11 protein-coding genes are annotated in these 12633 nt (G+C 40.1%); 3 read left to right on the forward strand and 8 right to left on the reverse strand.

The features are described from left to right. Positions 1-8: 8 nt before the first annotated feature. The 6 genes from JG735_RS07365 to JG735_RS07390 are packed head-to-tail and all read right to left on the reverse strand — an operon-like array spanning position 9 to position 6729. Positions 9-1838: a matrixin family metalloprotease gene (locus tag JG735_RS07365; protein WP_201334426.1), complete on the reverse strand. Its 1830-nt coding sequence runs from the start codon at positions 1836-1838 to the stop codon at positions 9-11. A gap of 8 nt (positions 1839-1846) precedes the next feature. Beyond that, complete coding sequence (locus tag JG735_RS07370) at positions 1847-2275, reverse strand: hypothetical protein (RefSeq protein WP_201334427.1); 429 nt, start codon at positions 2273-2275, stop codon at positions 1847-1849. Then, positions 2250-2465, reverse strand: coding sequence for a DUF6447 family protein (locus JG735_RS07375; protein WP_201334428.1), 216 nt, complete (start codon positions 2463-2465; stop codon positions 2250-2252). The genes JG735_RS07370 and JG735_RS07375 overlap by 26 nt, the downstream gene beginning before the upstream one ends. Then, the gene (locus JG735_RS07380) at positions 2446-3744 is read right to left on the reverse strand and encodes a TolC family protein (RefSeq protein WP_201334429.1); all 1299 of its coding nucleotides are present in this window, start codon (positions 3742-3744) and stop codon (positions 2446-2448) included. The genes JG735_RS07375 and JG735_RS07380 overlap by 20 nt, the downstream gene beginning before the upstream one ends. Beyond that, positions 3734-5020, reverse strand: a complete 1287-nt coding sequence (locus JG735_RS07385; RefSeq protein WP_201334430.1) for an HlyD family type I secretion periplasmic adaptor subunit — start codon at positions 5018-5020, stop codon at positions 3734-3736. The genes JG735_RS07380 and JG735_RS07385 overlap by 11 nt, the downstream gene beginning before the upstream one ends. Beyond that, the gene (locus tag JG735_RS07390; protein ID WP_201334431.1) at positions 5020-6729 is read right to left on the reverse strand and encodes a type I secretion system permease/ATPase; all 1710 of its coding nucleotides are present in this window, start codon (positions 6727-6729) and stop codon (positions 5020-5022) included. Before JG735_RS07390 ends, JG735_RS07385 begins: the two co-directional genes overlap by 1 nt. A 62-nt stretch (positions 6730-6791) precedes the next feature. Here JG735_RS07390 and JG735_RS07395 point away from each other — a divergent pair, with 62 nt between their 5' ends. From JG735_RS07395 to JG735_RS07405, 3 genes are read left to right on the forward strand one after another with little or no spacing between them, the layout of a single operon-like run. Continuing rightward, positions 6792-7886, forward strand: a complete 1095-nt coding sequence (locus tag JG735_RS07395; RefSeq protein WP_236583927.1) for a glycosyltransferase — start codon at positions 6792-6794, stop codon at positions 7884-7886. Further along, positions 7883-9226: an exopolysaccharide biosynthesis polyprenyl glycosylphosphotransferase gene (locus tag JG735_RS07400; RefSeq protein ID WP_201334433.1), complete on the forward strand. Its 1344-nt coding sequence runs from the start codon at positions 7883-7885 to the stop codon at positions 9224-9226. The genes JG735_RS07395 and JG735_RS07400 overlap by 4 nt, the downstream gene beginning before the upstream one ends. A gap of 49 nt (positions 9227-9275) precedes the next feature. After that, positions 9276-10202 carry an EI24 domain-containing protein gene (locus tag JG735_RS07405; RefSeq protein ID WP_201334434.1) on the forward strand — a complete coding sequence of 309 codons (927 nt, stop codon included), beginning with the start codon at positions 9276-9278 and terminating at the stop codon, positions 10200-10202. Here the strand turns inward: JG735_RS07405 and JG735_RS07410 are convergent. Both JG735_RS07410 and pssA read right to left on the reverse strand, forming a co-directional pair. After that, the gene (locus JG735_RS07410) at positions 10199-11743 is read right to left on the reverse strand and encodes a 2-isopropylmalate synthase (RefSeq protein WP_201334435.1); all 1545 of its coding nucleotides are present in this window, start codon (positions 11741-11743) and stop codon (positions 10199-10201) included. The genes JG735_RS07405 and JG735_RS07410 overlap by 4 nt on opposite strands. A gap of 137 nt (positions 11744-11880) precedes the next feature. Further along, on the reverse strand, positions 11881-12633 hold the full coding sequence (gene pssA, locus JG735_RS07415; protein ID WP_201334436.1) for a CDP-diacylglycerol--serine O-phosphatidyltransferase: 753 nt from the start codon (positions 12631-12633) through the stop codon (positions 11881-11883).

Genomic DNA, 12633 nt, shown 5'->3' on the forward strand with positions numbered 1-12633 from the left:
ACAACTCCTTATACGATATGCTCAATATTTTGCAAAGCGATGACCTGATCATCGGAAACAAGATAGAGTATCCCATCTGTTTGAATTTCTTGATACTGTTTATCGGGAAGATAGACTGTATCAATCCCATCCCCTCCATCGATTGTATCGTCTCCTTGTGAGACATAGATAATGTCATTGCCTGATCCGGTTATGATGCGATTGTCCAGGGCGTTATCGTAGATGATCTCATCTGCGCCTGTAGCTACAATGTTTTCTATGGAATTTTCGGGTAAAGTGACAACATTTTCACCTTGATAGATTTGCGCTTTAAAGGATGGATTTTGTTGGATGATATCCAAAACGCCTGCATAGATAGCATCAAAATAGGAACTTGGAATATCTTCCAAACTCATCTGCTCTTGAATCTGCTGCTTGATGTAGTTGAACGGCAAATGATCGCCAATGCTTGATAGAAACTCTCCTCCTCGAAGATCGATACAAGCCGGCTCCCGGCTATCAAGCACTAATGTATCGATCCCCCCGTCATCGACGATATGGGCAAAAGCATGCTGGTTGTACAGATCGGATATATCATAGGTTTCATTTGTTAGATTGTGTTCGGCCCGGCCATACAGGTATCGCAAAGCCAACAGATCAAAATAACCGATATTTTTTCTCCCAAGAGGTTCTGTTTCTACAGTGTATTCATAACTGCTGCCATAGTTTTGAAGGGAAATTTTTGGCAAGGCAGTCTCTGTCTGCGTATAGCTCATAATGGTATAGAGTATATTGTCAAATGTAGCAGGCATAACCGGTGTGCCTTCAAACGGGTGTTTGAGACCAAGAGCATGTCCGATCTCGTGTAAAATGACATCTTTCGGTGCAGCATTCGTATCATAGTCATTGGACAAAAAGATATCGCTTCCCACACCTGCTGTCACCATCTTGCCATCAAAAACCTCCTGTACCGTAAAACCGGCCTCGTTCTGGGAAAAAGGAGTCACTTTGGAAAATCGTATATCGCCATTGCTATCAACCTCTTCGAAACGGACACCCAAAACAGAACCAAGTTCATGAAACGCTTCCCGAACCCTTGACTGATCGATGAGATTCAAAGGTTGCCAATGGTTTGAATAGGAAATTTCATCTTGATACTCAAAAGGCATTACCTGTGGGAAACTGTATGTGATAATATCTTCATCGATTTTTGCTCCCTGATCGATTAGCAGGGAGCGTACTTCAAGAGGCAATGCATCATAGGAAGTTACTGATGAGTCAAAATAGTCGTTAATGGCAAAAACAGCATCTGCAACACTCTCAGCATCATCTGTCACATGTTTGATAAAGGACTGGTATATATCAAAATCACCCAAAAAAGTAGGTGATTTTTGTGCAACATATTTTCCTACTTCTATCTTATTTTTATAAGCCAAAGCGTGCGCTATCGTTTGCGTATCCGCCGATATAGTACCATCGGCTATTCCATCAGCCACGTAGACAATACTTGCGATAATGTTTCCGATATTTTGGCCTTTTAAAACTGCTTCTACCCATCCGTCAATCCCTCTCGGGTCATCTTGATAGGTTTTGTCAAATAGGGAAACATAAACGGATTCGATAATAGAACGAACAACACTTGGATCATTCGTATCTACATGTGCATACCGAGGATAGATCGTGAGGTAGTCTGGATTGGAGTTTACCACCTCCTGGGCTGCATAGATCATGTTTTGGGCCAGCTGCCCTTCATCCCATCCATTCAGAACAGCAGCTTCGTACCAGTTGTGCACTCCCTCTTTTTCAGGAGCTCTGTCAAAAAGCGCAATGTAGAGTTTTATAACCTGATCAAGATTCATGCCATTTCCTAAAAGTAGAGTCCCCAGGCAAAACGGACAGTACGAAGGATGAGTGAAATGAGCTTTTTGAGTTCCTGTGCACTCAATGTCGTTACAATCTGGGTAGAGCCATCTTCTATCGTGATAGTAAAGCCATCCTTCGTTGTTGTAATGTTCACAGACTCTACAAGGTGGGGAGTATTTATGCTTGGATATATCGCAGGCTCTTTTGCATCTGATTGATTTGTCGAAGGTGGTTCTTCTTCAATCTCAGGCAACGAAAATTTCGATAACTCATCCAACAGTTTTATCAAAAAAGCTCTCGTGATCCAGAGATCATACCGGGTTGGATAGTTGAGATTGACAATGAGGCGCAGTCTGTCCTCCCGCTCGTCATAAACGGAAGTAAACTGCTTGGCAATCAGCTGCTCTTTACTCTTCATACTTGACAGTGTCATCACCCTCTTTTGGCAAATTGGCTTTTAAAAGTGCAGAGTAGTACTCTCGTGCAGCTGTCATCACAGCGATTTGGGATTTGAGATCGGCTATCTTTTGATCCACATACTGAATGTTCATGATCTGTGCTTTTGCTGCATCGGGAAGCTCTTCGATCGCATACTCTTTGCCATCAATCGTGACTGTCGCCATATACACTCCTTTTTTTTAGGTAGAGAAATTGTATCATAACCACCTCATGCATATCCAGTTTGCCACCTACAGAAAGGTAGTTCACAAACTCTTGCAAAAGAGCTTTTTTATGTTTGATCTTTTGTATCACTGCATCGTAGTAATCGTTTTGTGCTTTGTACAGATCGATAACAGAAATAAGACGGTTTTCATAGGAGAGTTTCGCTTTTTGCAAATAGATGGCATAGCTTTGGATACTTTGGTTGTCCGCTTCAAGCAGCTTCTGATAGGACTTGATATTTGTTGCACTTTTTTCTTTTTGGATAGAAAAACTGTTTTTTCTGTCCAGATAGTCATATTTGGCTGCATTGTAAAGTTCTATCGCCTCTTTGATGGAGTTGTTGAGGGCTGCATTGAATATAGGAAGAGTGAGTTCCAAAAAGGCCCTTGAATTACCACGTCTCGTGATGGAGTCATCACTCACTGTATCGCCGTATGAGAGTGCAAGATCCAAAGAGGGATATCGCCCATATTTTCTCTTTTGCACCTCGTTTTTGGCAATCTTTGTATTGAGCGCGTAGAGCATCAATTCTGGATTGTTTGCTATATCGATGTCGGGAAGCTTGATATTGAGTACACTATCACTAATAGCGGAAAAAGAGATTTCAGTAACTGCATCATTCGCAAGAAAAGAGAGTTTTTGAAGCTGGTTTTGCAAAGCCAGTCGAAACTGTGCCACATCGCTTTTTGCCTGTTCATATTTTGCGACCGCATAAAGATAGTCACTTTTAGCCGCAAGATGCAGATCCATCTTCTTTTTGATATCCCGTACCATCTTTTGGTAATTAAAGCTCTTTTTTTGCGCAAGTGCGATGAGGGAGCGAAGGGATACCACCTCTATATAGGTATTTGTGATCTCTTGTAAAAGATCGTTGGTAAAAGCCTCTTTTTGCACACTTGCATATTTTTCTTTGAGCTTGGTTTCATGGATCATCGCATAGATTTTTGGCTCATATACCGGCTGTTTCACAGAGATTGTATAAGAGGTTACGGTAGAGTCGTAGTTGATCTTTCTAGTAGGATACTCGTAATGGTATTTGTCTTTTCCATAGCTCCCTGATGCATTTATAGAAGGAAATAAGTTGCTATATGCTCCTTTTTTTCTATATTTGGAAGCTTTGATAGAGTGCTCAAGACTTTTTAATTTGAAATTGTGCTGCGTTGCTTTCAAGGCAACATCTTCGAGCGTTTCAGCCCATGTAAAAGCGATGAGAAAAAGAAGCAAAAGGCTAATTCGCATGGAATGCTCCCTTGAGAAGCTGCTGCAACGGCGTCAAGATATAAGAGAGAAATGTTCTTTGTCCCGCTTTGATAAAGACAGTCACAGGCATGCCCGGAACCACTTTGAAACCGTTTTCCCTAATGGCTCTCATCCCTTCGGGTGTTATTTCGATAAGAGCTTTGTAGTACTGGATTCTTGGATCTCTTGGATCTTTGATGACATCCGCCGAGACATAGATCACTTTGCCATACACAGGTTTTGCAGAAGGATCCACATAGGAAGCAAAATGGATCTCAGCCTTTTGTCCCACATGCACTTTGTCTATATCCATAGGAGATATTTTTGCTTCTACAATCAATTTTTCATTTTTTGGAACGATATAGAGAATCGGCCTGTTTGGTAAAATCACTTCCCCGGGAGAATGTACCTGCATATCAACTACGACTCCGTTACCAGGGGCTTTGATGGAGCTTTTCTCTAACTCATCTTTGTAAATGGCTATTTTACTTTTCAAGGATGCCAGCTGCATCTCATCTTTTTTCAAGGTATCAAGAAGCTCTTTTCTGTATTCGCTGATCGTAAGTTTCATTTTGTTTTGCAGCTCTTCGATCGTCGCTTTTTTTTGCTGGATTTGTGACTGAAGCGCTTCTATTTCGCCCTGGACCTGGTTGATTTTTCGCTTCAAATCATAGATTTTTAGTTCATCAACCAAACCCTCTTTAAAGAGATTTTGCCACTTTTGAAGCTCCTGTCTGTAAGAATCAAGCAGTTTTTGTTTGTACTGAAGTGAGGTTTGATATGACTGTATTGCTTCCTTGAGTTCTTTGATCTGATATTTTAGATCATCGAGTCTATTTTGAAGATTGGTTCGTCTGTTTTGAAAGATCGTACGCTCAGCCTTTTTTATATCCTCTGAAATATCGTTTGGAAACTCGATATCTTTTTTGTTGTGAAGCTCGGCCTCTATGCGTGCTTTTTGGGCTAATAGATGCTCATAATTAGACTTGGCTTCTTGAAGACGAGATGTGAGCTGATTTGTATCGAGTTGGATGAGTGTCTGATTTTTTTGTACTGCATCCCCTTCATGGACTTCTATCTTGCTTACAATACCACCTTTTGGATGCATTACCGTCTTTTTATAGCTTTGAACAATCACTTCTCCAGGAGCATTGACAGAAAGATCGATCTTTGCTAATGCCGCCCAGAGACCGAAAAGCCCAAATATCAAAAAAATTATGATTAAACCAAAAAGCGAAACATGTTTATGGGTTAGTTTTTGATTGAGATCTTCCATTATTTTCGGCCTTTTTGATTGAGTTTGGCGAATACCTCATTTTTCGGTCCATACATTGCAAGCATACCGTCACGAAGCAGCGCAATTTTGTCTGCAAGATTGAGTAGAGGAATTTTGTGGGTGATAAATATAACCGTAGTTCCTTTTTCCTTAAGAGTCATCAATGCTTGCATTAGTGCCTTTTCTCCGGCATCATCCAGATTGGAGTTTGGCTCATCCAAAATTACCAGTTTGGGATCTCCAAAAATTGCACGGGCTAGCCCTATACGCTGTCTTTGTCCACCTGAAAGTGTTGCACCGCCTGGACCTATTTTTGTATTGTATCCATCCGGCATTTTCAAAATCATCTCATGCACACCTGCCATCTGTGCCGCTTCAATGATTTTTGCATCATCTGCATCAGTAAATCGTGCGATATTTTCGGCAATCGTTCCTTCAAACAGTTCGATATCTTGGGGAAGATAGCCGATATATTTTCCAAGAGTGTCTCTATCATACTGACTCATCTCGGCTCCATCAAGTCTCACCTCGCCGGCTGCCACTTTCCAAACACCTAGCATCGTTTTTGCAAGGCTCGATTTTCCAGCGCCGCTTGGCCCAATGACACCCACCATTTCACCCGCGTTGATATGCAAGGATACATTTTTCAAAACAGGCTGTTTGCTCAGTGGTGGTATAGTCACAACATTGACCAGCGTAACATTACCTTTTGGCTCAGGCAGTTCTATTTTTTTGGGTGTCTCTTCAAATTCGTTCAAAAGTTCATTGAGTTTTTTATAGGACGTTTTGGCTGCAGTAAAGCTCTTCCAGGTAGCAACCATTTGAGATATGGGAGCAAGTGCCCGGCCAAGAAGAACAGCTCCGGCGATGATCATCCCGGGACTGATATGCCCAGAAATTGCCAATAGCGCCCCTACCCCATACATTAGTGAAGAGGACATCATACGAAAAGATTTGGAAAGATTTGTATAAAGAGCTGATTTTGCATTGGCTTCTGTATGGGTAGAGATAAAATGGTAATACTCTTTCATCCACCGTTTGAAAAGGGGCTTACGCATCCCCATCGCTTCAACTACTTCTGCATTTTGCAGCTGGTTTGTCAAGTGTTGCTGGGCTTTTTTTTGCGCTCTGATCGACTCTTGCAATCCCTTTTTTGTTACTTTGTCATTAACTACTGTAAACAAAATAATAATCAGCGTTGCTATGACACCATAAATGCCATAGATCGGATCGAAGGCAAACATGATCCCAAGATAGATGGGAAACCAGGGTGCGTCGAAGAAGGAGAGAAGTCCGGGACCATGCAAAAAGTTTTTAATGGTGTTGAGATCGTTGATAGGCTCTGCTGTTCCTTTACCGGGGTATTTGAGCGCCATCTCAAAGGCTGCATGATAGACACGCTGGTTCATCGCAGCATCCAACTTGTTCGAGACTATAATCATAATCTTGTTTCGAACATACTCCAAAAGTCCCATTGCAATAAAAAACATGATGATAACGGCAGTTACCACCATCAAGGTATCCAGACTTTTAGCGGGCATAACGATATCGTAGACTGCAAGCATGTAGATAGGTGCCGCCAATACCAAAATATTTATAAAAAAGCTGAAAATTCCAACTTGGATGAATATAGAGCGGAATTTTGACAGAACTTTTCGTATTTCGTCACGAGGCTCTTTTTTCGTAGAAGAGACGTTGATTTGTTGCAATTTGTGTGTCCTTGGAAAATTTTTTGATATTATAGCACCAAAACCTATGAGAAAAGTTAATGATGAACGTGGCGATAGTACATGACTGGCTTGTAACAAATGCAGGAGCGGAAAAGGTTTTGTCTGCATTGATAGAACTTTTTCCAAATGCAGATCTTTTTTCCATTGTCGAATTTTTGGACGAACCATCCAAAAAAGAGTTTTTGCAGGATATTCACGTCACCACTTCATTTATACAACATCTGCCATTTTCCAAAAAACATTTTCGAAAATATCTTCCACTTTTTCCACAAGCAGTCGCATCTTTTGATCTTAGAAAATATGATCTGATCCTCAGCAGTTCCTGGGCTTTTGCCAAAGGGATTAAAAAAGATGAAAATCAAATCCATATATGCTACTGCCATACACCCATTCGGTATGTCTGGGATTTGAAAGAGGAATACTTTCGCAATATTCCAAGCCCTTTTTATCCTCTGGCTCAAATAGCTGCAAAATATCTCCAACAGTGGGACATTCAAACATCCAAAAGCGTGGATCACTTTATAGCCAATTCACACTTTGTCAAAAAACGTATCCAAAATATTTACAATCGCGATGCAACGGTCATCTATCCGCCGGTCGATACTACATCTTTTACCTTATGTAAAGAAAAAGAGGATTATTATGTGACTATGAGTCGACTGGTTCCTTATAAAAGAGTAGATTTGATCATCCAGGCTTTTGCGAAAAATGGGGAAAGGTTGATTGTCATAGGAGATGGAGAAGAGCGAAAACGGCTTGAAGCTATGGCAACAAAAAATATCGAGTTTCGGGGATGGATACAAAAAGCAAAAGTGATCGCCACTCTTCAAAAAGCAAAAGGGTTTGTATACGCTGCAATCGAAGATTTTGGCATAGCACCTGTGGAGGCACAAGCCTGCGGAACACCGGTCATCGCTTTGGGTATGGGAGGAACGGCAGAAAGCGTAATCGACGGTATCACCGGAGTCCACTTCCACAAGCAGAGCATCGAAGCTTTACAAGAGGCGGTCGAACATTTTGAATCGATATATGATACATTTGATTTTGCAACTATTGCGAAGCATGCAAAAAGTTTTTCTAAAGAGCGTTTCTTACATGAAATGCAAACTTTTATCAAAGAAAAGGCGTATCATTGAAATTTGTCCTGTTTAGAACACTCTCATTTTTGATATTGTTACTCATCAATTTGGAACTCACCTTTTTGATAGTACGAGTATGGAAAGGATGTGACTGTCCATGGCATACGTATAGTTGGATGATAGCAATATATCTGCTCTATTATGCTCTTTTTAAACTCCTTAACAGAAGGATGGTCAGTCTTTCAGAGACCTATCTCATCTTCAAAGCCAATATTTTGGCACTTATTACTATATTTTCTCTTCTTTTTTTATCAGGTTCTATCCAGAATCATTCAAAAAATATCGTCCTTATCTATTTTCTCCTCAATCTTTTCATTCCGATACCTCTGTATCTCATAAAAAAACTGCTCATCAACAGATGGTTTCAAGTAGATGTTTTAGCTATTTGCGATCAAGATGGAAAAAAACAGATAGAAAAATGGTTTTCCAAAGAGAACGGTTTTGGTTTTCGCATAAAAGATATAGTACTTCTTGGCGAAAAACCGCTCCATAGGCAAAATGATCTCATCAAAAATATAATCAGCAATAATCGTTTTTATGCAGTCGTTATCGCTTCAAACAAATTATCAAAAGTTTTCTATCTGATTGACATTATCCAACCAAAAATTAGCCGTATCATAGTGCTTCCCAAAATATCTACGATGCCGCTGTTTCATGCAGAGATCATCAATTCCATCCACCATAAAGGTCTTGCTTTTTTTATCCAAAACAGACTTCTCAATCCTGTCGATAAAACAATAAAACGATTTTTCGACCTCTCTTTTGCCTCAGTTTTGTTTCTGGTTTCGTTGCCTGTAATGAGCGGAATCTATCTTGCTATATGGATACAAACGAAGAAAAATCCGATATTTACCCAAACAAGAATCGGCAAGGATGGAAAACCCTTTACAATATACAAATTTAAAACCATGGTAGACAATGCCGAGAAAGTGCTTGAAGAGTATCTTCAAACCCATCCCGAAGCCAAAGAGGAGTATGAACGCTATAGAAAACTCAAAAATGATCCAAGAATTACATCGATAGGAAAATTCTTGAGAAAAAGCTCTTTGGATGAGTTGCCACAACTTGTGAATATTCTCAAAGGTGATATGTCACTTATAGGTCCACGCCCAATTCTTCCACAAGAAGCAGAGCTTTTTGGAGAGTTTTTCTCCTACTACTGTTCTGTTCGTCCAGGCGTTACGGGACTATGGCAAGTGAGTGGTAGAAATGAGCTAGATTTTGACGAACGGGTCAAACTTGATGTATGGTATGTACGCAACTGGTCTTTGGAGATAGATATATTGATACTGTTAAAAACTGTTGTTATTGTACTTTCCCGGAAAGGAAGCTACTAAGAAGTTTTTTACCGAATACGAACTATAATGGCTCAAAGGAGATTGTGTCATGAAAATCAACAAATTTATCATCAAAACCATCAACGATATGCTGAGCCTCGATACAATAAAACTCGCTTTAATCACCGGAGTACCACTGCTTTTGGTATGGCTGGGATTGGCTTGGATATTTTGGGCTCCTGTAACACATTTTACAACAGAGATTATCACTTGGATACCGTTTTCTATCGTTAGAGCAAATGGTGCATTTATCATCACCTTTTTTCTTTGGTTTATCGCTGTACTGGTTAGTTATGCTTTTTTTATAGGGCTTTTTAGCGGTTTTTTACTGGGAGGCAAAAAAGAGAGCCGGTTTGAAGCGATCAACTTTACGCTTATTATGATATTTGCTGTTGTCTGGGCACTTTTTATTCTTGTGAAATGGCCATGGCTGAATCATGAAATACAAAGATTTCTTACCATTTTACCCTTTGATACAGTGGCCCAAGGCCTTTCATGGTTGCTGGCTTTCTACCTTTTTTACAATCTCTTTTTGATCACCGAATATTTCACAATTTTTGTTTTTCGAGAAGCTTTTTTGCGGGCAATGATGGAAAAGCACTTAGGAGATATGGAACTTGCTCAAACAGACATCTCCCAAACCAAAGCGTATGCTAGGTTGTATTGGGATATTTTTTGGTTTTTCTTAGCATCCATTGCAATCTTACCAATTCTTTTTATCCCTATAGCAAATTTTCTAGCCGTATGGTTTATCTGGGCATGGCTTTACAAAGAGTCCGCCTTTTTAGGGGTCTGTTCCTATCTATGTACGCAAAACGAGTATGAAAAATTTAAAGAGCACAAAGCCTATCTTCTCTCAGCCTCTTTGGTCTCGGCTCTTTTAAATTTTATCCCTATTATCAATATTTTTACACCATTTTTTATTATGGATCTCTATTTTCATTGGATTATCGAGACAAGGAATGAAGAGCTTTAAATCTCTTCATCCTTTTTAGTACGTAACATATCTTTCATGGAGATATAGCTGTTGAGCGCTCCCACATAGGCTTTTGCGCTTGCTATCATCGTATCGATACTAAGACCATGTCCGATTACGGCTGGCTTGTTTTCATCAAATACCACTTTCACCACCACTTTGGCCAGCGCATCTTTTCCTTTACTCACAGCAATCACCTGATAATCGTTCAGTTTTCCCTGTACACCGGTAATTCTGTCTATCGTTTTAAAGATAGCATCGATGGTACCGTCACCAATTCCAGCATCTGTAATCTCTTTTCCTTCATATTCTACGGTAACTGCAGCACTCGGTACCCCTTCACTGCAATCGTTGATCTGGAGCTTTTTCAGTTTGTAAACCTCTGGTGCACTGGAAATTTCATTGGTGATAAGCATACGAATATCATCATCTGTCACCTCTTTTTTCTTATCCGCCAGCATCTTAAAACGCTCGAATGCCTTGTTGATTTCCTCTTCACTCAAACTAAATCCAAGCTCTTCAATTTTCTTTTTAAAGGCATGACGGCCCGAATGCTTTCCAAGAACGATCGCGTTTTTATCCAAACCGATATCTTCAGCCCGCATGATTTCATAGGTCTCTTGATGTTTTAAAACACCATCTTGATGAATTCCGCTTTCATGGGCAAAAGCATTTTTACCTACAATCGCTTTGTTTGGCTGCGGTTCGATTCCAGTTATAGCTGCAACTAAACGGCTTGTAGGATAGATCTCTTTTGTATTAATATTGGTATCAATATCACCAAAAATATCTTTTCGTGTTTTTATCGCCATTACGATCTCTTCCAAAGCAGCATTGCCAGCTCTCTCACCTAGTCCATTGATCGTACATTCCACCTGTCTCGCACCATTCAAAACACTATAAAGCGAGTTGGCTACCGCCAATCCAAGATCATTGTGACAATGCACAGAGATAACCGCTCTATCTTGAATCGTTTCATGAAGCTCCTTGATCATCTCTCCCATTTCATGAGGAAATCGGTACCCAACAGTATCAGGGATGTTGATCGTACCGGCTCCTGCTTCAATAACAGCCAAAATGATCTCTTTCAAAAAGCTCATCTCACTACGACCTGCATCTTCGCAGCTAAACTCTACATCCTCGACAAAAGTTTTCGCATACTGTACTGCATCTACGGCCCGCTTTATCACTTCATCCGGTTCCATTCGAAGTTTATATTTCATATGAATAGGACTGGTTGCGATAAATGTATGGATCCTTTTATGCTTTGCCGGCGCAATCGCCTCACCTGCCGCTTTGATATCTTTTTCAAGAGCCCTGGCCAATGAGCAGACAGTGCTTTTTTGTACGACCTCGCTGATTTTCCGTATCGCTTCAAAATCCCCGGGACTTGCAGCAGCAAATCCAGCTTCTATGATATCCACACCCAATTTTTCAAGCTGTTTGGCGATCTGAATCTTCTCTTCTGTATTCATCGAAGCACCGGGACTCTGTTCTCCGTCTCTCAATGTGGTATCAAAAATTTTTACTATTTCAGCCATTTTTTCATCCTTTAAAAATCATGAAAATGTTGTAAGAAGTATACAATAAGTGTAACAAAGAGGATTAAAGAAGATGCAGAAGGAGATTTTTTATCTCAATTTTTGGGAGATATTTTTGAGCTTTTATAATACCTATTTCACTCATCTTTTTCTCCTAATAATTTTTTTCCATTATTATATCGAATTTTCTTTGTAAAGAGGTAGTATCCAGCTCTGATCACACCGGCCAATATATAAAGCGTGATGCCAAATGTCACAACTTCAGCTGGAAAAAGATACAAAAGGGCCAGAAGAATTATCATAAGTACAAGAACTTTGATTACCTGGTTTTTATGCAAATCGATTTTTTTAAAGCTTGGATATCGTATATTGCTCACCATCAAAAAAGCGACAAGAAGCGCACCTGTAAGAATAAAAAATTTCGCATGAAGAAGATGGTATTTTAGATACAGCATCGTCCAGCCTGCGACAAAAACTGCGGCACTTGGAATAGGTACTCCAATGAATACCGAAGGTTCATTGGCTGGAGACATCACATTAAATCTAGCAAGCCGAATTGCTCCAAATACCACAAACAAAGCTGCAACCATGGAGCCATACTTTCCAAATGAAGAGCCCATCGTTTGATACAGAAGAATTGCTGGAGCAACGCCAAAAGCAACCAAATCGGCCAAAGAATCAAACTCTACACCAAATTTACTTGTGGCATTGGTAAGGCGCGCCACTCTGCCATCGATACCATCCAAGATCAATGAGATAAAAATAAGCCATGCTGCTTTTTCAAAATCGCCTTTAATGGAGGCTATGACACTGATAACCCCCAAAAAGGCTGAAAGTGCCGTAAAAAAATTTGGAAAGATATAGCGTATATCAAAAGACGGTTTTTCCAC

This window comes from Nitratiruptor sp. YY08-10 (genome assembly GCF_016629565.1).
Lineage (GTDB): Bacteria > Campylobacterota > Campylobacteria > Campylobacterales > Nitratiruptoraceae > Nitratiruptor.

Coding starts and splice junctions, on each gene's coding strand:
- JG735_RS07365 (WP_201334426.1), bottom strand. CDS start 1,838: ATGAATCTTGATCAGGTTATAAAACTCTACATTGCGCTTTTTGACAGA.
- JG735_RS07370 (WP_201334427.1), bottom strand. CDS start 2,275: ATGACACTGTCAAGTATGAAGAGTAAAGAGCAGCTGATTGCCAAGCAG.
- JG735_RS07375 (WP_201334428.1), bottom strand. CDS start 2,465: ATGGCGACAGTCACGATTGATGGCAAAGAGTATGCGATCGAAGAGCTT.
- JG735_RS07380 (WP_201334429.1), bottom strand. CDS start 3,744: ATGCGAATTAGCCTTTTGCTTCTTTTTCTCATCGCTTTTACATGGGCT.
- JG735_RS07385 (WP_201334430.1), bottom strand. CDS start 5,020: ATGGAAGATCTCAATCAAAAACTAACCCATAAACATGTTTCGCTTTTT.
- JG735_RS07395 (WP_236583927.1), top strand. CDS start 6,792: ATGAACGTGGCGATAGTACATGACTGGCTTGTAACAAATGCAGGAGCG.
- JG735_RS07405 (WP_201334434.1), top strand. CDS start 9,276: ATGAAAATCAACAAATTTATCATCAAAACCATCAACGATATGCTGAGC.
- JG735_RS07410 (WP_201334435.1), bottom strand. CDS start 11,743: ATGGCTGAAATAGTAAAAATTTTTGATACCACATTGAGAGACGGAGAA.